Origin of the sequence: Maridesulfovibrio ferrireducens (genome assembly GCF_016342405.1) — a bacterium.
Taxonomy (GTDB): domain Bacteria; phylum Desulfobacterota; class Desulfovibrionia; order Desulfovibrionales; family Desulfovibrionaceae; genus Maridesulfovibrio; species Maridesulfovibrio ferrireducens_A.
On record NZ_JAEINN010000019.1, the window covers coordinates 1 to 26218 of the forward strand.

Annotated in this window: 22 protein-coding genes and 1 tRNA gene; 9 read left to right on the forward strand and 14 right to left on the reverse strand. The window is 43.7% G+C overall.

Going from position 1 to position 26218, the window contains the following annotated elements:
• Positions 1-14 precede the first annotated feature (14 nt).
• The 6 genes from JEY82_RS17030 to JEY82_RS17055 form a co-directional block, all read right to left on the reverse strand.
• Entirely contained in the window at positions 15-1016 is a 1002-nt protein-coding gene (locus JEY82_RS17030) for a hypothetical protein (RefSeq protein WP_304087825.1), read from the reverse strand.
• Between the two features lie 218 nt (positions 1017-1234).
• Positions 1235-2692 carry a relaxase/mobilization nuclease domain-containing protein gene (locus JEY82_RS17035; RefSeq protein WP_304087827.1) on the reverse strand — a complete coding sequence of 486 codons (1458 nt, stop codon included), beginning with the start codon at positions 2690-2692 and terminating at the stop codon, positions 1235-1237.
• Positions 2689-2985, reverse strand: coding sequence for a MobC family plasmid mobilization relaxosome protein (gene mobC, locus JEY82_RS17040; protein WP_304087829.1), 297 nt, complete (start codon positions 2983-2985; stop codon positions 2689-2691). The genes JEY82_RS17035 and mobC overlap by 4 nt, the downstream gene beginning before the upstream one ends.
• A gap of 260 nt (positions 2986-3245) precedes the next feature.
• Positions 3246-5357 carry a bifunctional DNA primase/polymerase gene (locus tag JEY82_RS17045; protein ID WP_304087831.1) on the reverse strand — a complete coding sequence of 704 codons (2112 nt, stop codon included), beginning with the start codon at positions 5355-5357 and terminating at the stop codon, positions 3246-3248.
• A 12-nt stretch (positions 5358-5369) separates the two neighbouring features.
• Positions 5370-5609, reverse strand: coding sequence for an AlpA family transcriptional regulator (locus JEY82_RS17050; RefSeq protein WP_304087833.1), 240 nt, complete (start codon positions 5607-5609; stop codon positions 5370-5372).
• A 69-nt stretch (positions 5610-5678) separates the two neighbouring features.
• Positions 5679-6872, reverse strand: coding sequence for a hypothetical protein (locus JEY82_RS17055; RefSeq protein ID WP_304087835.1), 1194 nt, complete (start codon positions 6870-6872; stop codon positions 5679-5681).
• A 240-nt stretch (positions 6873-7112) separates the two neighbouring features.
• Between JEY82_RS17055 and JEY82_RS17060 the strand changes: the two genes are divergently transcribed.
• Positions 7113-8306 (forward strand): hypothetical protein, encoded by a 1194-nt coding sequence (locus JEY82_RS17060; RefSeq protein ID WP_304087836.1) that lies wholly within the window; start codon positions 7113-7115, stop codon positions 8304-8306.
• Between the two features lie 146 nt (positions 8307-8452).
• Here JEY82_RS17060 and JEY82_RS17065 read toward each other — a convergent pair.
• From JEY82_RS17065 to JEY82_RS17100, 8 genes are all read right to left on the reverse strand, one after another.
• Positions 8453-8528 (reverse strand) — tRNA-Thr (locus tag JEY82_RS17065).
• Between the two features lie 46 nt (positions 8529-8574).
• Positions 8575-9498, reverse strand: coding sequence for a formate dehydrogenase accessory protein FdhE (locus JEY82_RS17070; protein WP_304087838.1), 924 nt, complete (start codon positions 9496-9498; stop codon positions 8575-8577).
• A gap of 63 nt (positions 9499-9561) precedes the next feature.
• Entirely contained in the window at positions 9562-10296 is a 735-nt protein-coding gene (locus JEY82_RS17075) for a 4Fe-4S dicluster domain-containing protein (protein ID WP_304087840.1), read from the reverse strand.
• 47 nt (positions 10297-10343) lie between these two features.
• Positions 10344-13382 carry a formate dehydrogenase-N subunit alpha gene (gene fdnG, locus JEY82_RS17080; RefSeq protein ID WP_304087841.1) on the reverse strand — a complete coding sequence of 1013 codons (3039 nt, stop codon included), beginning with the start codon at positions 13380-13382 and terminating at the stop codon, positions 10344-10346.
• 141 nt (positions 13383-13523) lie between these two features.
• Positions 13524-13943, reverse strand: coding sequence for a winged helix-turn-helix domain-containing protein (locus tag JEY82_RS17085; RefSeq protein WP_170830280.1), 420 nt, complete (start codon positions 13941-13943; stop codon positions 13524-13526).
• 10 nt (positions 13944-13953) lie between these two features.
• Complete coding sequence (locus JEY82_RS17090) at positions 13954-15642, reverse strand: FmdE family protein (protein WP_304087842.1); 1689 nt, start codon at positions 15640-15642, stop codon at positions 13954-13956.
• 190 nt (positions 15643-15832) lie between these two features.
• Positions 15833-16348, reverse strand: a complete 516-nt coding sequence (gene tpx, locus JEY82_RS17095) for a thiol peroxidase (protein ID WP_304087843.1) — start codon at positions 16346-16348, stop codon at positions 15833-15835.
• Positions 16349-16431: 83 nt separating this feature from the next.
• Entirely contained in the window at positions 16432-17478 is a 1047-nt protein-coding gene (locus tag JEY82_RS17100) for a TOBE domain-containing protein (protein WP_304087844.1), read from the reverse strand.
• A gap of 134 nt (positions 17479-17612) precedes the next feature.
• On the opposite strand from JEY82_RS17100, the gene modA (JEY82_RS17105) reads away from it, so the two are divergent.
• The 8 genes from modA (JEY82_RS17105) (at position 17613) to JEY82_RS17140 (ending at position 26171) form a co-directional block, all read left to right on the forward strand.
• Entirely contained in the window at positions 17613-18347 is a 735-nt protein-coding gene (modA, locus tag JEY82_RS17105; RefSeq protein WP_304087846.1) for a molybdate ABC transporter substrate-binding protein, read from the forward strand.
• Between the two features lies 1 nt (position 18348).
• Positions 18349-19002, forward strand: coding sequence for a molybdate ABC transporter permease subunit (gene modB, locus JEY82_RS17110; RefSeq protein WP_304087847.1), 654 nt, complete (start codon positions 18349-18351; stop codon positions 19000-19002).
• Positions 19002-19706, forward strand: coding sequence for an ATP-binding cassette domain-containing protein (locus tag JEY82_RS17115; RefSeq protein WP_304087849.1), 705 nt, complete (start codon positions 19002-19004; stop codon positions 19704-19706). Before modB ends, JEY82_RS17115 begins: the two co-directional genes overlap by 1 nt.
• The gene (gene modA / locus JEY82_RS17120; protein ID WP_304087851.1) at positions 19706-20428 is read left to right on the forward strand and encodes a molybdate ABC transporter substrate-binding protein; all 723 of its coding nucleotides are present in this window, start codon (positions 19706-19708) and stop codon (positions 20426-20428) included. The genes JEY82_RS17115 and modA (JEY82_RS17120) overlap by 1 nt, the downstream gene beginning before the upstream one ends.
• A gap of 8 nt (positions 20429-20436) precedes the next feature.
• Positions 20437-21108, forward strand: coding sequence for a molybdenum ABC transporter permease (locus tag JEY82_RS17125; protein WP_304087853.1), 672 nt, complete (start codon positions 20437-20439; stop codon positions 21106-21108).
• A 31-nt stretch (positions 21109-21139) separates the two neighbouring features.
• Positions 21140-21871 carry a DUF364 domain-containing protein gene (locus JEY82_RS17130; RefSeq protein WP_304087855.1) on the forward strand — a complete coding sequence of 244 codons (732 nt, stop codon included), beginning with the start codon at positions 21140-21142 and terminating at the stop codon, positions 21869-21871.
• 488 nt (positions 21872-22359) lie between these two features.
• On the forward strand, positions 22360-23379 hold the full coding sequence (locus JEY82_RS17135) for a molybdopterin-binding protein (RefSeq protein ID WP_304087857.1): 1020 nt from the start codon (positions 22360-22362) through the stop codon (positions 23377-23379).
• A gap of 68 nt (positions 23380-23447) precedes the next feature.
• Complete coding sequence (locus JEY82_RS17140; RefSeq protein ID WP_304087859.1) at positions 23448-26171, forward strand: molybdopterin-dependent aldehyde oxidoreductase; 2724 nt, start codon at positions 23448-23450, stop codon at positions 26169-26171.
• Positions 26172-26218 lie beyond the last annotated feature (47 nt).

Sequence of the window (26218 nt, forward strand, 5' to 3'; positions counted from 1 at the left end):
TGATGAATTTGAAATCAACTGTCAGGAAAATATTTTTGTGGCTTAACTAACTGTCCAGAAAAGTGTGGCAGGATCAATGGCCCAGATAACACCTGAGGAAATATGGATGCTAGATATTGCGAAAGGGATCGAATAGTGTTCACGTTGCTTTTAGAAGATGAGCTAGCTCTAGCCCAATAACTGAGCACAGCGTCCGTAGAGTCTCTCAGCAAAGTTGGATACAATTTATTATTAATCTTTAGAGCAACAACTGGATTAGCTAGCCCGGCCATGAGCTTATCGCCGAAGTCACTAATTGTCTCAAACTTGGAACATTGACCTAATTCTAACACTAACTCCTTGCTTACTGTTCCCAATTCCCCTGTAGAAATAGAATCAGTAAGTTCTTTCAGAGCAGCACTACAAACGTCCCAAAATGAATCCGAAGGTATTTCTAAATGCCCGCTATCTATATTCTCAGGGACATACATTTCCGAATTAGGAATCAACGATAAAATACGGTTTTGTACTCGCAAAACAAAATTAATATCATTCAATGCTTTTCTATTCTCAGAATGAACTATCCTGAAAGCCTCAATAAAATCAGAAATTCTTTCTATACTTCCGCCATAAAAAATCTTCATTATCCCATCATCAGAAACCAGTTTAATTTCTCCCCAATCTGGTTCCGGTACAAAGTCCTCAAGCATTGGATTGGATAGCAACAACTTGTATAATTCTAAGCAAAAAGAGCTAAATTCATTATACGTTCTGATTGGCTTTTCTTCTAAGAATTTAGATTCAGGAATAGATCTGAAAACTGCAACTGCCATGTGATGTTTATAAATTGATGAAATATTCGGAATCCATAATTGTATCACAGACAAAGCAACGACTACGTCTTCTGGACGATATTGCTTAAAAAGTTTTGGCAGCATATCACTAGTCTTAAACTCTGGAGAACTCTTCATTTTTTGTTTACGAATACTTTTAATTCTCCGCTTTATATTCTTTTTGCTTCGCCTATGCTTCCCCATTTTTTGCTCCTGCCGTAACAACTTTCTAATTCAAATTATCTCTAAACAAACAATACACCTATCTAAATAAAAATAACACCAACACTTACCGAACTGCTCGACTCAAGTCTATAGGCAGATGTATATTTACATAACCTTTCAAATTCAAACTACATCACTTTGAATAAACAAAGGAACATGCGCCACTGAATAATAAACTATTAATATACGCTGTACTCTTAATTGTTCATATTAAAACCTTTATTGTGCGTTTTCTTTATCGCCCGCCGCGCAAATTCTCTGACAACCGCCCCAACTCCCGCAACGCACCATCCAATCCGCTCTGCAAGTCTAGGCAACCCTGCACCTCCTTTTCCAGCTCGGAGATCCTTTGCCCCTGCTCGGCTATCCGCTGGTCTTGCTGTTCCAATCTTTCTTTCTGCGCTTTCTCCATTTCTTCCAGACTCTCCGATAAGTTCCGACTCAACTCGTTCATAATCTACCTCTTTAATAAAACGGCTGGCTGGCCGTTGTTTGTCTGGGTTATTTCCAGCTTCATTCCTTTGGGAAAGACCAAGTATTTTTGATTCTCGGTCTGATATGCGTTGATCTTCCATGCTGTAAACTTGCTTATACTCTTCTTCTGGCTTGCTATTTGTGTTTTGATTTGCGTTAAATCCTCGCTTTGAGCTTGAATTCGCCAACCGAAGTATCCGGTTATGCAGACTGATATGATGACTAGAAGCAGAGCGGATATAATGTTTGCCAAAATGTTTTGCTTCCAGTGATACGCTGAGATTTTGGATTGCTTTTTCCTTAGCTTCTGAAGATGGGTGTCCATATCGCTGATGATGGTATTCAGTTCGCTTTCGGCATATTTCAGCAAGTTCTCGCTCAAGTCTTCCAATGCGCTCTTGACGACTTGCTCGACCTCCTGAGAACGTGAGTCCATCTTCTCTTTTAATTTCTCGGTCAGCTCTCCAAGATGATTCATATATCCCTCCTTTAAGCCGGACGCGCTTTTTATCTTTTGGCAACTCCAAAGTGATGTAATTCTTACCCTGCCTAGGCACTGCATAACCTAACTCTTGAAGAGCCGTGACCAAGTCCTTCCTGTCCTTAAGCAAACCGTCAGCTATCCCTTGAACCAAATAGTCAGTTACGGTTTTTCGGAAGTCGTTCAGTTGCTTACCCTTTGGAGAATGCATATCTTTTCCCGGCTGTGTAAGCCGAGACCGTTTCAAATCATCAGGCTTTGCCCACTCCTTACGTTCATTCCAAAGGTCGCGCCAAACGTCGTATTGTTTCTGCCAGTTGGGAGGACATGGATTCATGGCTTTATCCTGCCTGAGTTCCGTTCGAGGAATAATAAAGTGCAACTCAGGATGTCCGGCATGACTGTGCCGAACCCAAAGGATGGAATACTGATCCGGTTCCATGCCTGCGAAGGCCACTCTTTCAAAATCGTCCATGACCTCTTTTTCAGTCCGTGGTAAAACGTCATCTTCTGGAGCCCATGAAAGAACACCGGAAGTGTATTTCCAGACACGGTCAGTTGAACCGATCACTCGTTGTACAATTTCTGGATCTCCCCTCACAACTTCGGGCGGGGATTCTTCGCGTCCATCCCGTTTCGGATCAAGGACATAATTTATGGCCTCGGTTCCGTTCCCTTTTCCATGTGGGAAAACCTTCATATACATTTCAACTCCTCTTCGACTGCTGCAAGTTCAGCGAGAATCAAAATTGAATCTGCATTGCTTTTATAAGTATTTGCCCAGCGAGCAAGCTGGTTAAGATTGTTTCCGATACGAGCAATATGAAGCAGCTTCTCTCTTTCACGTCTGGTTTTCCGAACTCGCGGCTTTCCCAATTTCTGGCGAACAAAATCGCAAGTACTCATTCCTCTTGCTTCGGCTTTAGCTGATACTTTCTTTTTTTCTTCCGGCGTGACTCTGAGATTAATCCACTCACTTCGTTTCGCGCTCATACTCCCTCCATTTCTCTGGCGTAATCGGTGGGATCGAAGGGAGGCTTGCCTCCCTCGCCAGCCCCAACAAAGACACTGATCGCGCAGCGGGCTGTGTCACGTTGGGTAGGCTGGCTAAGATTCGATAATATTCGCCGCTCAAGTCCTTTTTCTGTCGTGCGTCGAGAGCACCACTTATTAATTGATGGCTCCATATTTGTGTATCTCACTTACTTTTATGATTTATTGCTTTATGTACGAATTAAACGAACAAAACGATTTTATTCATCTGGGACATCGCTTTTATTTTCGTTTAATTCGTTTTTTTCGTAGAGAGAGAATATATTTTTAGGACGTCCACGAATTCCAGTTTTCCTCTTTTCAACAACAATTCTGGAACTAGCGATCAAAGATGAAAGAGCATTTTCAAGACGCCGCTTCGTAATATTCCTTGAAAAAACATCGTACAAAGCCCGCGTATCCATCTCATCAACTTCACGTAAAGCTTCAATAATTCGCCGCTCTGTTGAATCAAACTCAACTTCTCCAAAAATAAAATGAGTGGACTGTTCGCAATAATCCCAAAAAGCCAAAGCAGACTTTAAGTGTGTGATTGTTATTTCCGAGGAAGAGTCAAGGAGAGCATAAAGCAAGGCAAGCCGAATTGTATTTGTCTCAGCCCTGTTCATAATGGCTCCCGGCAAGCCGGGACGATCTTGAGAAAGTGAAGGATAGATATCAGCCCAAAAAGTTCTTGCTTCAGGGTCAAAACAAATCTCGTTATATTCAACACTGCTTTTGAGAATATCCAAGAGACGCATCCTGAAGCTCTGAAGCTTTTTTTCGTCCAGAGCAGTTGGAAACGCGACAAGCTTCGGGCGGCGTACACAGAGCCAAAGGAAACGATTTGCAAAGCCATTGAAAGCTTCGACCGTATCCATTTTGCTACTAAGCTCGTGTGTTGTGATGTGAGTGACGATGGCAACATGCGGATCTGTAGCCGTAATCTTGCTAGTCTTGGTCAGCGGCTCCACTTTATGCCCGTCAAAAAGAGCACGAATAATGGAAGACAGCGTATTACCGTCCCGCTTTGAACAGGACAATGCCCCGGCAAATTCCTGATCAAGCACAAAAAGCCTTTTATCTTTAATGCCCAAATCAACCGTAACATCTTTCCCTGAACCTTTCTGTCTATCGACAATATATTCAGTACGTTCATCCCTGACCGCAAAGATCAGGCCTTCTCCGCTTGATAAAGGTCCGTGGCTGACATGCGAAAGCTTCCATTCATCTTCAGAGAACTTGAATAGTTCTCGAATAGGCATAAACGAAGTTCCTTTTCGTGCCTTCGAACTCTGCCCGACAAGAACAGCATTAACGCGGGCATGCTGCTGCTCTCCGGCCAAAACAAATGGACTACGTCCAGCTTCAACGCCAAAGCGTGACAAAAACGTTGCTAAAACTGCGATCGGATCAGCTTCTGAATATTCCGTGGCAAACTCCACAAATTCACCAGCAAAACCATAAAACATAGCCCTATCAACTATCGGCCAAGGGAACACATTCAGTTCCTTGAGTGAACGTTTTAAAGCCGCAACTCCGCTTTTAGGACTATCTTTCCCAGCTTCAATTCCATTTTGAATAGTCTTGAAATACTCCGCAGTAGGCAGCCCCGTTGCTTCAGCAGCAGCATAGATATACTTAATGATCTCTTTCTTAGTAAAATCACCCTGAGCAATCAGCTGACCGAGAGAAAAGCAAGACGCATTCAAAGTGTCATTGCGCTGCCCTTCTTTAGCTGAAGCAATTGTTTTAAGATGGCTTCGTGCTGAAGCCGGTGCATTGTCAAAACTGTCCGGCAAGTATTTGCTACCCTTGCCAATAATCTTTTCAACTAACCAAGCAGGAGCCTCTTGAAGAGTTGCATTCCCTTGCCACTGATACTTTTGCTGAGATGGGTGCAGCGAAGGAGGCAGGATCACATACCCTCCAGAACCTCGAATATCCAAGCCCTTGCCAATCTTACCAGCCGTGTTTTTGATTTTTATGTCTTGAGGAAGTTTGAAGAATAGATGTTTGCCGCCGCTCCCGGTAATCTGCTCCAATGTTTCAGGGAGACTGCCATTGGCTTTTTCCAGATCTGCAAGTGAGGCAGGCCCGTCCGGCAAATCAACATCAAGAACAAAACTATTGAGTCCGGTAGGGCTTCCAATATTTGCATCCGGAAATTGCTGCCACCAAGCTTTCACCTGATCCAGATTTGTAGAAGCGTCTTTAAAGCCATGAGAGGTCAAAGGCCTCTTTTCCCGACAAGGGAATACCGGAATGCCTGACGAGGCATATTCCAAGGCGGCCTTAAATGTATCAAGCTCGTTTATATCAGTAAGATTCATATAATACCAACCTTACTGACTGCGAGCTTCAAGCCACTTAACAAGGCTTTCACGCGTGTATACAATTCGGCCACCAATCTTAATTGAAGCAGGACCGAGTCCGGCTGAATCTAAATTAGCCATATGGCCAACACTGATAAGAGAGCCTAAGTACTTAGTAAGGTCTTTCCTTGGAACAAGGAGAGGAAGGGTTTCGAGAAGGTTCTCGAATACTGTCTGGTGAGAATAATCTTTTAATTTTTGTCGAGCCATTGGGTTACCTCCAGATTTATTTGTTAATCTGAAGGTAGACGTAAATTCAGGTATTTAAAGTACTATGACTTAGCTATTACCTACTATTATTTCATTAATTACTTTTTTAACCTTTGCGTTGTAATTTCTCAAAAAGGATTCTTCCTCCATCGCGCTTTTCTTTTTGTCATTTACGTGATTACACAGCCATTTGCCGTCAAAAAAGACTGTCCTACGGACCTTTTCAGACTCATTTCTGCCAAAAGCATTTTCAGAACCAGTATGATTTTTCCGCATTGCTTCCCACAGATCAGGACAAGATATTTCTGGATTATCACTCAGAAAAGGAGCTGCCATAAACGCGAGTGTAACCGTATATGCATCAAAACCACCAACCGTCACATAATCCGCAGACTTATTAATCGAGACGTCATCTGATACTTTTGATTTTTCGTCATGACCATCTATATTGCCCTCTATAGCATTAACAATTGAAACTTTCTTTTCTGAAAATCCAGTCTCTTGTTGCTCATGTAGTTTATCCCTCAATTCCAGACTGGTTACTATTATTGGATTTGGATTTTCCAAAGCCAAATCACGCATACATCTATTTCGTTCTGATTCGAGCTGAAACCTATGCTCTGGAGAATTCTGCCTTAACAACAATTCTGCGAGCAACTCTAGCTCATCAAATAGAAAACGACTTTCCTTTATGGGGAACTCACCATAAACAAAGCCATATTTGATAAGATGATTGGATGTTTTAAAAAGTCTCCACAATGAAGCAAATTGGATAACTGCAAGCTTGCTCCTCTGCCCCATTGCTCTTTGCAAGCTACTTCCAGAAATACTTGGTAAATCTTCGTCAAAAATGAATCTATCAAAAAAATCTAGAATATTTGCAGGCTCAACACGACTCTCATTCCTAGCCATCAATTCTGAAATAAAATGTTGGACAGGGTGCCCTGCAATTAAATCCATTCTATAGTGGCTATCTAGAATAGCGAATGCCCAATGAACATGACCTTCGCAAATATTTATAAAACTCTCATCAAACATATTTTCACTGATTAATGTCTCAGCAGACCCAACTAGTGAAAATGCATTTAGAATATCTCGGTACAAGTTATCTTCGGCTTCAAGTATTTTCACTCGATCTTCCCGTCTTCCCGGCAAAAGTGCCATTATCAAATTTGTTTTCAACAAAATATTAAATGGCTTCTCGGGACAGAGCATATTTTTTAGTTGGGAAGAGCGAACTGACTGATATATTTTTTTAAACATATTTTTAGCACCAAATCTTAATTTATTAATTTCAAGACAGTTTACCGCATAACGCTAACATGAGCCAATATGATATTTCATGATTTTTTAGTGGGGCATAAGTAATATTTTAATTACGGGATAAGCCCGAGTTGACCGCTACTTTCTAATTCAATATCATTGTTATTTAACAAGTTAAGCAAGCACACAATCCAACATAATTTAGTATTGATAAACATAAAATTTTATCAGGAGAACACTTTGTTTGAACTAGAGAAAGCCTCTCTATTTTTTGAAACAATGGCATCGAAAAACCCCACTTTGGTTCAGAACATAGAAATAGTACATGAGAACAAGACTCTTCTTGGAAGTTCGTATCACTCCCCTAAAAATTTCATTCTAAACCTAAACAATCTGCTAAGATCATTGCTCTTCTTTGTAGAGACATCATTACAAAACACACCTAAATGGTTACATGATTGTATTCGTTCCTTTCAACAAGACAACCACCAAGATTTTGAAAAGCTAAAAAAATTAAGAAACGTAAGCGCCCATCAAGCTCTCATTTTTCCTAAAGAATCAATTGTTACAGGTTTATTTCGTATCCGTTCAGAACGTGATTATACGCCAAAGATTGGGCTAGGTGATCTTAATAAACCGATGGACTACTCTTGGGACCTTGCCATGAAAAATACCGATGAAATATTTCATGACTTATTAGTGTTTCACAGTATGGTATTTATGGACTTGGAACATAGCGCATTATGGGAATGTTTAGGAGTTACGAGGAGATGGCTTTATGATCTCAAATACAAATATGAAAATAATATATTTAGAGAAACTATCGATGTATATGAATTAACAAGCAATTTTTCATCTTCACTCCTTGATGCAGTTTGTCACTCATACGCGGAATATAAAAAAATTAAATTTGAATCATCATTCCATTACCCTGTTAAAGAGTACAACCACGTCAACACATTATTAGAGCTAGATATTTACCCATCACTCTTCTGTGAATGGTGGGATCAAAAAATTGAACCACTGAACTTTGGTGTAAGAAGCAATTCCCTATTTGGAAATTCCATTAAACATTTTGATCAAGTCCACGCACATTGTTATGATAATTTGAGCTCCAGCGAAGAAAAATACCTATCACTTCTTGAAAAATATAAAGATACACCAACAGACGAATGGCTTGATGAGAACAATATTAATGAATTTTATTCATTTATATATTTCAATCATTGGCATGTTAAGAATTCATTCAAAGGCAATCTTTTAACAACTCCGGTTGAACCTCACGAAATCGCACATCTTCAACGGTTAGGTAAAATTTTTCTCGCTGAGAACCAAAAAGATAAATTATGTACTATTAAAGCCACTGCTATAAATTTCAAAGAGTACTGCGGAGAACTAATAAAAAAAATAAAAAAAAGTAATCACCGAGCCTAAAAATATCAGTTCCCCAACTGAGAATAGAGTTGCTATAATTCTCCCCCATAAATAAATAGCTCTCAAAACTGGTACCAAACTGGTACCTGAGACAAAGACCACAAAAAAAGGTTTACACCTAAAAAGATGTAAACCTTTGATTTTACTGGAGCCAACGATCAGAATTGAACTGACGACCTACTGATTACGAATCAGTTGCTCTACCAACTGAGCTACGTTGGCGACCACCGGGATTCTTAGTATATCGACTGTTATTTATCGTCAAGCTTTACAATACATTCCACAGAGTTTCTGCCATGGGTTGATACTCTTCTTCCTGTGCTTTAATATCCAGATAAACTAATCCGAGTGGAGCGATGCGGGCATCCGGCATTTCGGCAAGCTCGCGCGTATCAATAGTCACGAAATAGCGTTTACAACTATCGCAAACGTCAATTCGCTCAGTCTTGCGCTCTTCGGACTGGAAATATTTAAGTTTCTTATAGTCTTCACTTTCACACCACGGGCAAATATTGCGTTTAATGCGCCACTGATGATCACAACAGGAACAATGCATCCAACGCTGTCCGCCATGTCCTGCCATATATTCTGCATTTTCCGTCAGCTTTTTCTTAAGCAATGACATATCCGGAAAAGAACCGCAGATCGGACAATAGCCCTTATCCCACTGCATTTTTTCAATCTTTAATGCGGCTTCATCCTTCATACGATTCATGAAAGGTTTCATTGCGAGTGACGCCAGCATCAATAATACAGAACCATCAAGGCTTAATTTTTTAGCCAAAATTTCGAAGAGCCCGTCATCGTCATTCCACACAGATCTTGCCAATTCATTAACTTCTTCTGTTCCCTGCAAAACATCTGTTATTGCGCTTATTTTATCTGAAAGAGCAGGCATTCCTTCTGCAACAGCCTTGCTGAACAACCAAAAAATTTCTGAATAATATTGTTCAAAATCAGGCATATCCATATCGGCCAAAAGCGACACCCCCTGCTCAAAACGCAAGGCATCAGCTTCCGGGAGAATAAAATTATTCCATTTTACTAAAAGATTGCATCCATCTTCATGCGCCGTTGCAATCGGACCGAATGCGTCAAAAATATTTTCCAAAGCGGGAGTCTGCTCACGTAAAGCAAGGAGTCCAGTTCGAACATCGCGCTGACTGGAAGAAGGGGATTGTATATTATTCATGGAGATCTGCTCCTGCTTTAAAACGAGGCCCGGATAAATCCGGGCCTCGGGTTATAAGTGCAACTATCCGAAGATACGTTTTGCGGGTTTAGTAATGCCAGCAAGAAAATTCTTGCGTGACATTGGCTGCCCTACGCCTGAATTGTCGGCGGTCACGTATTCATAATACAGTTCAGGTTTGTCCATAACCAGATAGATTACGTTCACCTCATCTGCATCAACCACTTCAGCTCTGGGATATTCTTTTTTTACTTTAGCAAGAGTTTTTTCAGCCAAAGCAACCATCTCAGAACGTTCACCGAAGTTCATAGTTCCGGTTGGACAAGTTTTGACACAAACAGGAACAAGACCTGCTTGCTGACGGTCAATGCACATATCACATTTAACCAGCATTCCGGTGCCTGTGTTATGGCGCGGAACATTGTAAGGACAAGCTTCGGCAATTTCTTCACACTCATCTGATTTCAATTTCTTGCAAAGATCAGTGTAGAGAATAGCTCCAGTTTTTTTGTCCTGAATTACCGCACCTTCCACATAACTGTCAGCAACCTCTTTACAAGGGGCATCAAGACAGTGGCGGCACTGATCGGGGAAGAAAAACCACTCGATCTTGCCATCTATGCGGTGTTCACTGAAACGCACCACTTTATAAGTAAAAGGATTCAAATCAGGTGGATTCTGATGTGAACCACGTTGTTTTGTTTCTGTCGCAGGTAGATCGTGCCATTCCTTACAGGCTATCTGGCAACCGCGACAAGCCGTACATCTCGATGTATCGACAAAGAATGCTTTAGGCATTTTTTACTCCCTATCGGACGGGTCTACTGACCCGGCTTAGTTGCGAATTACTCAAGTTCTGTGACTTTATCCGCTTTGCGGACGTTCACAAGACTGGCCTTATACTCAGGAATAGTCGTATTTGGATCACCTACTGCCGGAGTCAGACGGTTGGTTGCGTCACCGACTCCTTTAGTTGTCCAACCAAAGCAAAACGGCATACCCACTTCGTGGATAATTTTGCCCTTAATTTTGAATGGAGTCATACGAACGGTAACCATCGCAATTGCTTCAACTTTGCCACGAATACTTTCAACGATAACAGCATCACCGTTGGCAATACCTTTTTCCTTGGCAAGTTCGAGGCTCATTTCAACATAAAGCTGAGGTTCTGCTTCCAAAAGCGCAGGGATGTTACGGGTTTCACCGCCACCACACCAATGCTCGGTCATACTGTAAGTGGTGAGAACAATCGGGAATCGTTTATCACCGGGTTCTGCAAGCTTATCTAGGTCACTCTTAACGCTCTTGTAGCATGGACTGCTTAGCTGCTTGGAGAATGGATGACTCGTAATCGGAGTTTCCACCGGCTCATAATGATCAGGGAAAGGACCGTCTTGGAGACCGGGACCATAAAGCTGACCATGCCCTTCTTTGCGCATGATAAACGGATAACGTCCTTTGCCTGTTGCATTCGGTGGCCATCCACCATCAGGGACATCCCCTTCCCAGCCTTTGCCGTTCCATTCAATAACAGCTTTCTGAGGCGCCCAAGGCTTACCGTTTGCATCCACAGATGCACGGTTATAGAGAATACGACGGTTAACAGGCCAGCACCATGCGAAGTTCGGGAAAAGACCAATCTTGGCCTGCATTGGAGTCTGTGCCAAACTGCGGCGTTTCGCCTTGTTACCATCTTCTTCAGTATAACTTCCGGCATACAGCCAGTTCATGCTGGATGTTGATCCATCATCACCAAGAGCAACAAATGAAGGAACCTGCTGCCCCTTTTTGTATTTCTTGCCTTTGAAGTTTACATCCTTAGTGAATCTACCGTTAATTCTCTGAGCTACATCTTCAGCGTCATAGAAAGAAGGCCAGTCGAGAGTCAGAATAGGTTCTGGATATGCACCATTTTTAGTGCTGTATAATTCACGGACGCGGTTAATAATATCCACGTACATGTTACCCATGCTTCTGCTCTGCCCCATAGGTTTGCAAGCTTCATAATGCCACAGCAGCCAGCGGCCGCTGTTACTGATGGAACCTGCTTTTTCTGCGCGCTGAGCGGAAGGCAGAAGGAAGACTTCGGTCTTATTCTTAAGAGGGTCGACTCCCGGACGATGCCAGTTATCGGAGGTCTCAGTGTGATGCAGTTCACCAACAACCAGCCAGTCCAGATTATCAAGACCTTTGCGTGATTTATTGGCATTAGGAGTACTCTGAGCAGGATTAGTTCCGAAAACAAAACCACCGCGAATTTCACCTTTATACATACGGTCAAATAGGAAGATATATGAATAATCTACGCCGTCATCAGCTTTAGGCAGCATCTTATAGCCAAAGCCATTTTTAGCCGTAGCATTGTCGCCACGCCAAGACTTAAGCAAGCTAGCCATATATTTAGGTTTATGCTGCCACCAGTTCGCACTTTCAGGATCATGACTTACAGGTGTGGTTGCCTTGGTATATGCATCAAAGCTAGGCATACTAGCTTTAGGCACAGGCAGGTATCCAGGCAGAATGTGCCACAGAATACAGTGGTCGGTGGAACCCTGAACATTAGGTTCACCGCGCAAAGCATTAATACCACCACCGGCAACACCTATATTACCAAGAAGAAGCTGGAGCATCGCGCTGGTACGAATGTTCTGTACACCAACAGTATGATGAGTCCAGCCCAAAGCATACATTATGGTTCCGGCTTTATCTTTCTGACCTGTAGCGGCAAAAGTCTTATAAACCTTAAGAAGGTTCTCTTTGCTTACGCCTGTTGTCTTGGAAACGTTATCAAGTGAATAGCGGGAGTAATGCTTCTTAAGCATCTGGAATACACAACGAGGATCTTTCAAAGAAGGATCACGTTTAGGTACACCCTTATCGTCAAGCTCGAAAGCCCACTTGGACTTATCATATGTGCGAGTTTTGGCATCGTATCCAGAAAACAGTCCATCTTTGAACTTGTAATCTTTACCTACGATAAAAGCAGCATTGGTATAGTTCGCAACATACTCTTTAAAATAGAGTTTGTTGGAAAGAACGTAATTAATCATACCACCCATGAACGGAATATCCGTTCCTGAACGGAGAGGGACATGAAAATCACTTCTAGCGGATGTACGGGAGAATTTGGGGTCCACATGCATAACAGTGGCGCCTTTATCTTTGGCCCGTAAAACCCATTTAAAGGAAATTGGATGATGTTCAGCAGCATTACTACCAATAATCATGATAGAATCTGCATTTTCAATATCACACCAATGGTTTGTCATCGCACCGCGCCCGAACGACTCTGCCAGAGCCGCAACTGTTGCGCTGTGTCAGATCCTTGCCTGATGATCGAAATGCACCAGGCCCAGTCCGCGCACGCCCTGATGGACTAATGCACATTCTTCGTTATCCATCTGCGAGGAACCGAGATGAAAAATGGATTCAACGCGATTAACTTCCTGTCCTTTAGCATTATGAGTTTTAAAATCAGCATCGCGAGTTTTTTTAACATTCTTCGCAATACGATCAATAACCCAATCCCACTCTTTTTCTACCCATTTATCACTGTAAGGAGCGCGATATTTAGGTTTCTGTAATCTGTGGGTACTATTGTGCATGGAGAGCATTGCTGCCCCTTTTGCACAGAGTGCGCCTTCACTGACCGGATAATCAGGATCGCCTTCGGTGCTGACAATTTTACCGTCTTTTACATGAGCGATAAAATGACAACTGACTGCACAGAATGGACAGATGGAGATGACTTCCTGAGCCCCCTCAATCTTGAGTCCGGCGGCATAGGCCTGAACCGGAGAAAGATCGAGTCCCATCTGACCCAAACCGATGCTTGCCACGCCTATTCCGGCAAGCTTCATAAAGCCGCGCCGTGAAATATTCATGGAGTACCTCCTAGTTTTTACCGGACAGAGAGCGGCCTAGACTGCTTTTAGCCCGATATTTGTGTTTATTCTCACACTAAAGAAGATATCAAGAAAAAAGTCAATGATTCCAATGTGTTAAAATAAACACATATCAAGACGTCAAGATTCTCCGAAACTTTTTGAGCGCCATGGAAAAATTTCATCGGCCCGTAAACGGGCATCGCATTCTACCTTCCTGAACCATTCAAAATATTTGTCACGTACAAGCCGCCCTGCATCCGTTAAACGATAACCGCTGCGCTTGCTGCCGACCCGCTCAATAAGCTGAAAACCAAGAACCTGCTCGGTCTGCTTAATTTTCCCCCACGCGGCTCTATACGACATTCCCATAGCCTCGGAAGCTTTTTTCAAAGAACCGCATTTCTCGATCTGATCGAGAAGAAGTAAGCGCCCATAGCCAAAAAAAACTCCTTCCCCACCTTCAAGCCAAAGATGGAGGCGGATTGTGGGACTATGAGAGTCTATTGCCGGTTGATCATTTAAATAATCAAATTGTGGGTTGGAGGTGACTTCTTGCATTTCATTCTCCTTATTTCCCAAATGGACATTTAGGAAACGTACAGGTCTTGCATTCCATACAATATCCGCCATCAGCAAATGCGGCGAGATCTTTGCGGGTTAAGGTCTGTCCGGCCAACACGCGAGGAAGAACAAGATCAAGACTGGTGCTCTTAAAGAACAATGCACAAGCAGGAACACCTATAATCTGAACATCACCTGCGCGGGCAAGCAACAACATAGTTCCCGGCAGAACCGGGGCTCCATAAAGAAGATCTGTTACGCCGGCGTCCACCAGTCCATGTCGTGTCACATCATCGGGATCTACTGACATTCCGGCTGTGGTGATAATCAAATCACAGCCCTCGTCCATAAGAGACTTGGCTGCGTCGCGAATACAGTCCCGGCTGTCCGGTCCAATCACGGTGCGAACTACTTCACTGCCCAGAGCCTGAACTTTGGCAGTAATAATTGCTTCGAATTTATCCTCAATCAGCCCGCTAAAAACTTCATCTCCGGTAATAAGCAATCCGACTTTAGCTTTACGCAGTGGAGCAATTTTAAATAAGGGATCGCCATTCAATGAAGAAACAGCTTTGGAAAAATTATTTCGGGATAAATAAAGAGGAATAGCTCTGGTTCCCGCAAAACGAGTACCTTTTTTTACAAGAGACCCACTTTTTCGAGCCGCGACCATGACATCAGGTACTAAATTAAATCGATTCATCATTTCAAGATCAGTAACGAGAAGACCATCTTGCTCCGCCACCAAAGTGACCTTACCTTCTCGCGGAAGACCAGCCTGAATGACTCCTTCTCCCGCCATGATACGTCCAAAGGTTTCAGCAACTTCATTTTCATGAACCCACTCACCATCGGGAATATCACCTTCATCTACATAAATATGATTTTTGCCGATAAGCTGTAACCGACAGACATCTCCGGCACTGAAATTATGATCTTTAAAGAACTCAGGCCCTTTGCTTTTACCAGGGACAATACGCGTCATGTCATGAACGGCTGTTTTACCCACAGCTTCACTGAGAGGAACAGATTTAAGGCCATGAGGCAGGTTATCAACTATTAAATTACGACTGGACTTCCGTTCAAGATATGGCCCTTCTCCCTGACAGGTCCGGCAGATAGCACCGAAGGATCCGGGATAAGCATCTCCACAAAGAGGACAAGTAGTTATGCCGCCCTTACTGCGATGACCCATAACTTCGGGCTTCATCTGAATTGTTTCCAGCGAACATAAGGAAGCTCCCGCCTGACGAATTTCAGATTGCAGTCTTTCAGTATCCTGCTCTTTTTTAGGCTTTAACTTATAGAACCATGATTTAACTTCAGGCCAAGCATCAAGTTTAGTGGGGTCAACCCGAATACGGATGCCTTTGCCAGTATATTTGTCGTAGAGTGAAAGAGCATAAACGCCGAGATTTTTGATCTTGAGCCAGCCGTTACCGACACTGCAAAAAGTAAGCATCTGCACGGCATCCGGCAAACACCATGACGTTTCGCTAACGGCATCAAATATAGTTCCCTCAGGAAGATGCTTACGAGCTTCTTCCATCATATACCCACCAAGCATCAGTCCCGGGGCGGGATATCCATGAAACCTCCGAGCGGCTTCAAAGAACTCTTCGTAGGTATAAGACCCAATAGAATCATCATGTGAGGGGATGTCTGTTTTTAATGTTACGGCGGCTTCAAGGTTCATGCTGTTCTCCATAGATAAACTTTATTATGTCAAGATGGACATAATAAAGTTTATCTATGACAAATCGTCAATGAAGGTGCCTATTGCTCTTAGTTTGGAACTAATAACCGGATAATATATTATTTATAAGCAAAAAAATGCCCCTTACAGAATATCTGCAAGGGGCATTTTGAATTGATTCTGATTTTATCTAAACGAGTTTCGTAGCGGCAGCGAGGGCTGCGTCGTAATCAGGTTCTTCTGTGATTTCTTTCAAGTACTGAACATATTCAACCACACCGTTTTTACCAACAACAAACACAGCCCTGCTGAGCAGACGCAATTCTTTAATCAACACGCCATACCCTTCACCGAAAGATGCGTCTTTATGATCGGAGAGAGTTTTAACAGCCTCAACTCCGGCGGCTCCGCACCAGCGCGCCTGTGCAAATGGCAGGTCCATGCTGAGAGTCAGGATTGCAATATCATCACTCAGCTTTGCAGCTTCATTATTGAATCTGCGGGTTTCCATATCGCACACAGGAGTATCAAGCGATGGAACAGCGCTGAGTATCAGCACTTTGCCTTTATAATCAGCAAGAGTTTTGGGAGCCAAACCGTTATCAGTCACGCTGAAATCAGACGCCTTGTCTCCAACTTTAACTTCAGCCCCGATAAGGGTGAGAGGATTGCCTTGAAAAGTTATTACTCCGGTTCTTTCACTCATGATGTATTCTCCATTGTTTGTTTTAATTTCTACTCAAAATACCATAGCTCATAAACTGCGGCAACGGGCAATTATAATTTAAGCTAAACTACATGTAAAACAATGGACAAAGCTTTAAAACTAAATTCCACCTTATTCCCCTTCTTTATTCCCTCTTCTTCAATGCTCCATGACTCGACAAGCGCACATAATCTTGTACCGGATTCTGTTTCACCGGAAACTTCGGCAAGTATTTCAGTCTTTTTTATTTCTGTAACTGTCGCACTAATGCAGTTTCTAGCGCTTGAGTTTTGACCTTCCGATAGCGGACGTACCGCCACAAGCGGTGCTTTAATTGTTGCGGAAACAGGAACACCCACTTCAAGATCAAGTTTATACAAACTCTCAAGAGTAATAACAGAACTGATACAGCTACCTTCGGCTGTCTCAAACTCCACATCAGCAAGAATTCCATCACGCCGGATCTGCGTGACATGGCCTATAAAGGTATTACGCGCGCTAGTTTTTAATGAAGACTCTTCAAGTGCCATACGCCGGACAATATTTTGCACATCCCCTTCAGGCCAATCCTGATAAACCGCTGACAGATCTGCAGAAGACTGCCCCAGTACTTTACGCATCACCCCGAGCGGCACCCCGTTTCTGAGCAATTCCACAGCACGCGAGCGGCGAAGCACGCTTGGAGAACCCAGTTCACGGGGAATATTACAAGCCTCGGCCCTGTCATAAAAAATACGCCGCACATAACCCGGATCAAGGTGAAAAATATGCCCCTCAAGCCCCATACCCATGGGTCCTTCTATGAGAGCTTTGAGCTCGCGGCAGACGTTCTGCGGAAGAGGAACCTCGCGTTTGTTTTTCCCCACTCCCAGTAAGACAGTCGCACGCCCGAAATTAAAACTTTTGCTTTCATCCATTTTCAGGATTTCACCAAGTTTTGCTCCGGTATGACGCAAAGTCAAAAACAGACAAAAGACTCGTGTCCGTGACCGTAACCGATCAGCCCTACCGGCCTCATCCCGCCATAAACGATAACCGGATTCTAAATAATCAAGCATCCGGGTATCAAGATGTTTTATATTTTCGGGCACATCAAAGAATTTAAACGGAGCCAGTTTGCCTGATTTCACGGAATATTCCTTCGTAGAATCACGTTTTTTATAATTAACGTGACTGCATTGTTTCTTGCTGTTGATCTGAATAAGTATGAGATCGATCAATAATAGTAATCTGATATAATCACAATAAAATTGGAGATTTTACAATGAAACGCATTCTTACTCTGGTTCTTACAGTACTTCTGGCACTGCCTGTCGCAGCGAATGCAGCAGACTTGCTGATCGCACAGGCTGCCAACTTTACCCCTGCAATGCAGGAAATTATCCCCGCCTTTAAAAAGGCTACAGGATTTGAAGTTCAGGCAACTTATACATCAACAGGAAAACTTTATGCACAGATTACTAACGGCGCTCCTTTCGATGTTTTCCTTGCAGCAGATGAAAAACGCCCGAAAAAACTTTATGCTGCCGGCCTCTCCGAAAAACCATTTGTCTACGCAAAAGGTAAAGTAGTTTTCTGGTCGCTTAAAAAAGAAATAGGTTCAACACCTTGGCATAAAGCAGTGATAAATCCCGATCTGCATAAGATTGCCATCGCAAACATTGAAACAGCTCCTTACGGAACCGCTGCTATGAAAGCGCTCCAAAAAGTAAAGCTCTGGGAAAAAGTAAAACCAGAACTCGTATACGCGCAATCAATTGCCCAAGCCTTTCAATATGCGGCAACAGGCGCTGCGGATGCCGGATTTTGTGCCTACTCATCAGTCTTCACAACAGAAGGACGCAAAGGAACCTTCACGGTTGTAAACGAAGCTCCTCCAGTAATTCAAGCAGCCTGTATTCTTAACTCTTCCGAGCATAAAGACATCGCTCAGAAATTCGTCAAATTCCTTGCAAGTCCCGAAGTTAAAACTATCAAAAACAAATACGGATACGAATAACATGGATTTTTCTCCGCTCGTTCTGTCTGTCAAACTGGCTCTTGCAACAACTCTGTTAATTCCGATTGTTGCAGCGCCAACGGCATACATACTGGCGTTCTGCCGATTTCGTGGAAAAAGTTTGATTGATGCGATTGTCTCTCTCCCCATGGTTCTCCCTCCAACGGTTCTGGGCTTCGGGCTCCTCATTTTGATGGGCCCGCATGGACCGCTGGGGAAACTTTGGAAAGATGCCACGGACGAACGTATGGTTTTTAGTTTTTCAGGAATTTTACTCGCCTCACTTGTTTATAATCTGCCCTTTGCGGTTCAGCCAATGCGCGCCGCCTTTGAAAAACTGGATATCAGGTTGCTGGAAAACTCGGCAGTGCTGGGACTTTCCTCCACAGCTACCTTCTTCCGGGTGGTTCTGCCGAACAGTTTACCGGGACTTGCGGCGGCGGCAATGCTTGTCTTCGCACACAGTCTTGGAGAATTCGGGGTAATCCTCATGGTAGGCGGAAGTATTCCCGGCACTACAAAAGTGGCATCCATTGCAATTTATGAGGCGGTGGAGGCCATGCGATATCAGGACGCATTATTCATGTCGCTGGCAATAATTCCAGTTAGTTTTCTGGCTCTGCTTGCCATTAACCGCATCAACGGAAGGCGCTGATGACTCTCCATTTAGATATTCGCAAAAAACTTGCAAACTTTACTCTGGACGTCTCACTTTCCTGTCCGGCGGGAACTCTTACCGCCATTGTCGGCCCGTCCGGAGCAGGCAAAAGCACTTTGATCAGAATCATTTCAGGTTTAGATCTTCCTGATGAAGGAACCGTGTCGCTCGGAGGAACTTGCTGGAACGATACTTCAAAAAAATTCCATGCCACACCTCAAAAGAGAGGTTTAGGACTGGTTTTTCAAGAATACACATTGTTTCCCCATCTGACGGTTCGCAAAAATGTAGCCTTTGCGGCAGTGGACAAAAACTGTGTTCAAGATCTGTTGAATAAATTCGGTATTGCCCACATTGCCGATCGCAAACCATCCGGGATTTCCGGAGGGGAAAGACAACGTGCGGCCTTTTGTCAGGCTCTGGCGCGTGAACCTGTTTTACTGCTACTTGATGAGCCTTTCTCGGCTCTTGATATTGCAACCCGCGAATCTTTGCGGCGTGAACTGAGAGATCTGAAAAAAGATCTGAATATTCCAATGATTCACGTCACTCATGATCTGGAAGAAGCTTACTACCTCGCAGACAAGATATTTGTAATGGAAAACGGAGTTGCCTCCCCTCAATGGCTGGAGCGGCAAAATTCACGCCGGAATATGAACTTTATCGTTCCTAATCAATATGAACTCGTGGAGAACATGTAATGCGTATCAATCAATTATTTCTGATCCTTTTATTAGTCCTATGCGTTCCTGCGGCAGCGCAGGCAAAAATAGTGATAGCATCCGGTGCGGGCTACCGTTCGCTCGTTGACGATCTTACCGCCTCCTATACAAAAGACACCGGCAATCAAGTGGAGCGCATCTACGGCAATATGTCCCGCGTCACAGCTCAAGCCAGTGTCAGCGGCGCTGTCGATATGGTTATAGGTGATTTAGGTTTTCTTGAAAAAGCCCAACTGGATTTCAAAACCACAGATAAAATTGGAAACGGCAAACTTGTCGTAATCTTCCCTAAAGGTTCAGCTTTTAATGGTGAAGCAGATCTGCTTGCATCTAAAGTCACCCGCATAGCTCTTCCTGATACAAAACGGGCAATATACGGAAAAGCAGCTTTGCAATATATGCGCAGCAAAGGAATATATGACAAAATTGAATCCAAACTCCTTATCGTTGCCACCGTTCCTCAGGCCGCATCATACGTTATTGCCGGAGAAGTTGATTACGCCCTGATAAATCTTACCCATGCCCGCAAGATTTCGAAATCAATAGGTGGATTCTCCCTCATTGATGAAAACACTTACTCTCCTATCAGTATTGTCATCGGCCAACTGAAAAGCTCTACAAACAAGAAAGAATGTGACACCTTCTTGAAATTTCTAAAGACTGATAAAGCACAGAAAATTACTGCCAGCCATGGCATGTAGGGTATTTAATGGATTTCACGGCAATCATTTCTGACAGCGCAACTTTAAACCCGCTCATTCTTTCGGGTAAAGTTCTAGCTGCCTCAGGGTTCCTTCAATTATTGCTGGGAATTCCACTGGCGTGCTGGCTTGCCCGTTCGCGAAGCACTCTCAGTAATATAATGGATACAGTCGTTACGCTGCCCCTTGTATTTCCTCCAGTAGCCATGGGATTCGGGCTTCTTCTTTTGCTTGGCAGAGAAGGACCGATGGGCGCCCTGCTTGGTGAAAGTATTATTTTCAGCTTTCCCGGTCTAGTAGTCGCGGCTTTCGTTGCCGGACTACCGCTGGCGGTCAAACCGATTCAAGCGGCACTTAAATCTGCAGAAGCCGCAAGGCTTAGCGAAGTGGCGGCTGTATTGGGAAAATCTGAAACAACGATCTTTTTATGCGTGCTTTTACCTTATGCAAAGCGCAGTATTGCCGCAGGGATGTTGCTGGCCTTAGGAAGATCTCTCGGTGAAGTCGGGATGACTTTAATGCTTGGCGGAAATATTATAGGTAGAACAAATACTCTTTCACTCGAAATATACAACGCAGTTTTTAACGGAGAATTTGAAAGAGCCATAATGCTTTCACTGATGATAGGAACTGCTTCAATTGCAATGTTTGTCGTGCTGAAAAAAGTATCCGATACATAAACTCAAACACCCAAAAAACACAGGTAATAAAATGAATGAATCTATTCTGAAAACCGTACAGGAAAAAGCTCGCGAAATATGGGAAAAAGAAGGAATTCTAGATGAACACATCACCATAACAGCCAGAACTCTCAGTACAGAAGAAGCTATCGGTAACCCCGAAGGTGATGACTTTCCTTTGCTGCGCGGAAAAGAAAAACTGATGGAAGCTGAATTTCGAGGATCAAAAGGTCAGGCATTTACCGATCGTTTCGGCGATTTCAATTCTTCACTTCGCGAAGTTTCCGAAATGAATCTCGAAAACAATTTTCGCCGCGCAATTTTCGTAGCATCCCTTAATGCAGTCCAATCCAATCTAGGGCTGACAGATCACGCCATCCACTGTAAAGACGAAGGCCCGGCGCTTTGCGCTCCCAAATTTGCTGATCATGTTATGGATAAATATGGTAAAATACGTATCACACAAATAGGATTCCAGCCTGCCATGATTAAATCCTTTGCCGACAAATTCGAGCTGAGAGTGATTGATCTGGATCCGGACAACATAGGCAGTAAAAAATGCGGAATAACAATTGAAGGGCCGGATGAAACAGCTGCGGCTATCGAATCTGCAGAACTGCTGATAGTGACAGGCTCAACCATAGTAAACGAAACTCTCACTGACTTTTTAGTGGATAACAAACCGACAATTTTCTTTGGAACCACTGTAGCCGCTGCGGCCGACCTTATGGGTTGGACTCGTTTTTGCGCAGAAAGTAAATAACATAATCCCATGGCAACTTGTGACACACACACCTACTATTGTGAGACAAAACGACACACACCTCCTTAACATCAGTATTTATGTGTGCTTTCACATATTAACTTCATTATAATAACAAATATTACCGACTTACAACTTCATTTCTATTCATAAAACGATCCACATTCCCACCCACCCCATCATATAACATATTAAAATATAACCAATATTTTTTTGGACCTTTTTTTGCTTAGAGAATCTCTTAATGAGCACATAAAAGAAGTGCCAAGGTGAACTGTTACTAGATTTACGGATATAAAAGATAGAGCACTGAACTGCATTTCTTTCATATCTGCTAGAACTAACAGCTTGACTTATTATGTCCATATAGACATATAAATTCTAGTTATAACAACACAATTCACCTGAAAGATCACTATTTTGAGATTTTGTGCTCATACAAACGGTGCATATAATAAGTATAAAATAAGACTCTGGAGCCACTACTCATGATGAAAACAGTGCCTGTTGAAGATTCCATAGGAAACGTACTTTGCCATGATATGACCCGCATTGTTCCGGGAGAATTCAAAGGACCCGCGTTCAAAAAAGGGCATATAATCCGGCAGGAAGACATTCCCGTATTGCTCGAAATAGGCAAAGAACATGTCTATATTCTTACACTTGAAGAAGGTCAGCTGCATGAAAATGATGCAGCAAGACGCATTGCAAAAGCTGCAGCAGGACCGGGTATCACTCTTTCCGATATAAGCGAAGGCCGCATTAATATGAAGGCTTCACCGGGCTTGCTTTCTGTTAATGTTGAAGCTCTTGAACGCATTAACTCTATTGAAGAAGTCGTGATTGCAACCATGCATAACGGGCTTCAAGTTTCCACACCGCGCGACGTTGCCGGGACACGCGTTGTTCCGTTGATCATCGATGAAAGTAAAATTATCGAAGTGGAAAAAATCTGTAGAGAATGCGGACCCATTATCAGTGTTAAACCTTTTAGACACCTCAAAGTCGGCATTATCACCACCGGCAGCGAAGTATACAGCGGACGCATAAAAGATAAATTCGGCCCTGTTATCCGCAAAAAATTTGATGCTCTTAATTCTGAAATACTTTCTCAGACTTTTGTCAGTGACGATCCGGAAATGACCCGTGAAGCCATCCTGAAATCCATTGATGACGGCGCACAAATGGTCGTGCTGACAGGCGGAATGAGCGTCGACCCCGACGATCAAACTCCTTCAAGTATCCGCTCAACCGGAGCTGAAATAATCACATACGGTTCTCCAACTTTTCCCGGTGTCATGTTCATGCTGGCATACCTGAACGGTGTCCCTATTGTCGGGCTGCCCGGTTGCGTGATGTACTACCGGGCCAGCATTTTCGATCTTGTCGTGCCGCGAATTGTCGCTGGCGAACGTCCTACACGAAAGGAAATTGCAGCTCTCGGGCACGGCGGATTCTGCGCCGGATGTGACACTTGCCACTACCCGCTTTGCTCCTTTGGTAAATAGCAAATTGACGTCTGTTTCAGACGCCTAATTATATTAAAACAGCAATAATTTTAAGGAGGCTACTTCGTATGATCAAAAGAACTCTCAAAGTTAACGGCGTAGAACGCGTAGTTATCGTAGAAAAAGATACTGCGCTTGCTACTGTTTTGCGCGAAAGCTTAGGTCTTACCAGTGTTAAAATCGGTTGCGGAACCGGACAATGCGGTAGTTGCTCTGTCATCGTAGGCGGAAAACTGAAACGCACATGTACCCTTAAAATGACTAGGGTTGAAGATTACACCGAAATAATCACTCTCGAAGGAATCGGTACTCCACAGCATCTGCATCCAATCCAGATTGCATGGATGGCACACGGTGGGGCTCAGTGCGGATTTTGTACACCGGGCTTTATCGTCTCAACTTATGCTTTGATTCTGTCCAACCCTTCTCCAAGCCGTGAAGATATTCGTGACTGGTTCCAGAAACATCGCAACGCCTGCCGTTGTACAGGTTACAAACAGCTTGTTGATGCAACCATGGACGCAGCAGCAGTTATGCGCGGCGACATGAAGATTGACGAATTACTATTCAAGATGCCTGAAGACGGTCGCATCTGGGGTTCCAAATATCCACGCCCAACAGCAATCGCAAAAGTTACCGGAACACTTGATTACGGCGCAGACCTCGGCCTTAAAATGCCTGAAGGCACTCTCAAATGTGCTCTGGTACAAGCAGAAGTTTCTCATGCAAATATAATTTCCATCGACACCAGCGAAGCTGAAAAGATGGAAGGCGTGGTAAAAGTTGTTACTCATAAAGATGTTAAGGGTAAAAACCTCATTACCGGCCTGATCACTTTCCCCACCAACAAAGGTGACGGATGGGACAGACCTATTCTCGCTGAAAAGAAAATCTTCCAGTTCGGTGATGCAATTGCAATTGTTTGTGCAGATACCGAAAAGCACGCAAAAGCCGCTGCTGAAAAAGTTGTAGTAAAACTGGAACAGCTGCCTGAATACATGAGTGCTCCTGCGGCTATGGCTGATGATGCTATCGAAATTCACCCCGGCACTCCTAATATTTACTTTGAGCAGAAAGTTGCCAAAGGTGAAGAATCTGCACCTATTTTCGATAAAGCAGATGCTGTTATTGAAGATAGTTTCTACGTCTCACGTCAGCCGCATATGCCTATCGAACCTGATGTAGGTTTCGCTTACCTTGATGACGACGGTAAACTTTGCATTCATTCCAAATCAATCGGCCTGCATCTGCATGCTGCCATGATTGCTCCGGGTATGGGAATCGAAGTTGAAAACCTCATCATGGTTCAGAACTTTGCAGGTGGTACCTTCGGTTACAAATTCAGCCCGACTATGGAAGCACTTGTAGGTGTTGCATGTCTTGCTACCGGTAAACCTGTCTTCTTGAACTACACATGGTTCCAGCAGCAGACTTACACAGGCAAACGTTCACCATTCTTCACAACCGTACGTCTGGCTGCCGATAAAGGCGGTAAACTTCTTTCCATGGAAACCGACTGGATATGTGACCACGGTCCTTACTCAGAATTCGGTGATTTACTGACCCTTCGTGGCGCTCAGTTCATCGGTGCAGGTTACAACATTGATTCCATTCGCGGTGAAGGTCGCACAGTTTGCACCAACCATGCATGGGGTTCTGCTTTCCGTGGATACGGTTCAACAGAAGTTGAGTTTGCATCCGAAGTTCTGATGGATGAACTGGCTGAAAAATTAAATATGGACCCATTCGATCTTCGCTACAAAAACATTTACCGCGAAGGTTCTACAACTCCGACAGGACAGACTCCTGACGTTCTGAGTCTGGAAAAAATATTCGACACAGCTCGTCCTCATTACGAAGCAGCCAAAAAACGTGTTGCAGCTAAATCGACTGACGCAATCAAGCACGGCGTAGGTATCGCACTCGGCGTTTACGGATCAGGTCTTGATGGACCGGACTCCGCAGAATCTGAAATTGAACTTAACGAAGACGGCACTGTAACCATGTATGCCTGCTGGCACGATCATGGTCAGGGTGCTGACATGGGTGTGCTCGGAACAGCACATGAAGCTCTTCGTCCACTGAAACTTGCTCCTGAAGAAATCAAACTGGTCATGAACGACACCCGCACCTGCCCTAACGGCGGCCCAGCCGGTGGTAGCCGTTCACAGGTTGTTGTCGGTAACTCCATTATCGCTGCATGTAGAGCGTTAATGGACAGCATGCGTAAGGCTGACGGAAGCTTCCGTTCTTACGACGACATGCGCAAAGAAAACAAAGCTCTCCGCTACAGCGGTGTATGGACTGCCCCTTGTACTGAATGTGATGCAAACGGTCAGGGTAACCCATTCGCATGTTACATGTACGGATTATTTATCATGGAAGTAGCTGTTGAACTCGCAACGGGTAAAACTACCGTTGAGAAAGCAACTTTCGTGGCCGATATCGGTAAAATCAACAACAAACTCGTTGTTGACGGTCAGATGTACGGCGGGATTGCTCAGGGTATCGGACTTGCTCTCAGCGAAGACTATGAAGATATCAAAAAGCATTCTACCATGGTCGGCGCAGGTTTCCCTTACATCAAGCAGATCCCGGACGATATGGAACTTATCTATATTGAAACACCACGCCCTGAAGGCTCACATGGAGCATCAGGAACCGGCGAACTCCCTCTGACTTGTCCTCATGGTGCTATCATCAATGCGATCTACAACGCATCAGGCGCACGCATTACCAAACTTCCAGCTCTGCCTGAAAAGATTCTCGCAGCACTGAAAGCTAAAGCTTAATATATAACAGGTCGCGGCCGAACGTTTAAACGCGTACGGCCGCGACC

What these genes read in the sequence shown, in the direction of transcription:
- JEY82_RS17030 (WP_304087825.1), bottom strand. Translation starts at nt 1,016, where the DNA reads ATGGGGAAGCATAGGCGAAGCAAAAAGAATATAAAGCGGAGAATTAAA.
- JEY82_RS17035 (WP_304087827.1), bottom strand. Translation starts at nt 2,692, where the DNA reads ATGAAGGTTTTCCCACATGGAAAAGGGAACGGAACCGAGGCCATAAAT.
- mobC (WP_304087829.1), bottom strand. Translation starts at nt 2,985, where the DNA reads ATGAGCGCGAAACGAAGTGAGTGGATTAATCTCAGAGTCACGCCGGAA.
- JEY82_RS17045 (WP_304087831.1), bottom strand. Translation starts at nt 5,357, where the DNA reads ATGAATCTTACTGATATAAACGAGCTTGATACATTTAAGGCCGCCTTG.
- JEY82_RS17050 (WP_304087833.1), bottom strand. Translation starts at nt 5,609, where the DNA reads ATGGCTCGACAAAAATTAAAAGATTATTCTCACCAGACAGTATTCGAG.
- JEY82_RS17055 (WP_304087835.1), bottom strand. Translation starts at nt 6,872, where the DNA reads ATGTTTAAAAAAATATATCAGTCAGTTCGCTCTTCCCAACTAAAAAAT.
- JEY82_RS17070 (WP_304087838.1), bottom strand. Translation starts at nt 9,498, where the DNA reads ATGAATAATATACAATCCCCTTCTTCCAGTCAGCGCGATGTTCGAACT.
- JEY82_RS17075 (WP_304087840.1), bottom strand. Translation starts at nt 10,296, where the DNA reads ATGCCTAAAGCATTCTTTGTCGATACATCGAGATGTACGGCTTGTCGC.
- JEY82_RS17085 (WP_170830280.1), bottom strand. Translation starts at nt 13,943, where the DNA reads ATGCAAGAAGTCACCTCCAACCCACAATTTGATTATTTAAATGATCAA.
- JEY82_RS17090 (WP_304087842.1), bottom strand. Translation starts at nt 15,642, where the DNA reads ATGAACCTTGAAGCCGCCGTAACATTAAAAACAGACATCCCCTCACAT.
- tpx (WP_304087843.1), bottom strand. Translation starts at nt 16,348, where the DNA reads ATGAGTGAAAGAACCGGAGTAATAACTTTTCAAGGCAATCCTCTCACC.
- modA (WP_304087846.1), top strand. Translation starts at nt 17,613, where the DNA reads ATGAAACGCATTCTTACTCTGGTTCTTACAGTACTTCTGGCACTGCCT.
- modB (WP_304087847.1), top strand. Translation starts at nt 18,349, where the DNA reads ATGGATTTTTCTCCGCTCGTTCTGTCTGTCAAACTGGCTCTTGCAACA.
- JEY82_RS17115 (WP_304087849.1), top strand. Translation starts at nt 19,002, where the DNA reads ATGACTCTCCATTTAGATATTCGCAAAAAACTTGCAAACTTTACTCTG.
- modA (WP_304087851.1), top strand. Translation starts at nt 19,706, where the DNA reads ATGCGTATCAATCAATTATTTCTGATCCTTTTATTAGTCCTATGCGTT.
- JEY82_RS17125 (WP_304087853.1), top strand. Translation starts at nt 20,437, where the DNA reads ATGGATTTCACGGCAATCATTTCTGACAGCGCAACTTTAAACCCGCTC.
- JEY82_RS17130 (WP_304087855.1), top strand. Translation starts at nt 21,140, where the DNA reads ATGAATGAATCTATTCTGAAAACCGTACAGGAAAAAGCTCGCGAAATA.
- JEY82_RS17135 (WP_304087857.1), top strand. Translation starts at nt 22,360, where the DNA reads ATGATGAAAACAGTGCCTGTTGAAGATTCCATAGGAAACGTACTTTGC.
- JEY82_RS17140 (WP_304087859.1), top strand. Translation starts at nt 23,448, where the DNA reads ATGATCAAAAGAACTCTCAAAGTTAACGGCGTAGAACGCGTAGTTATC.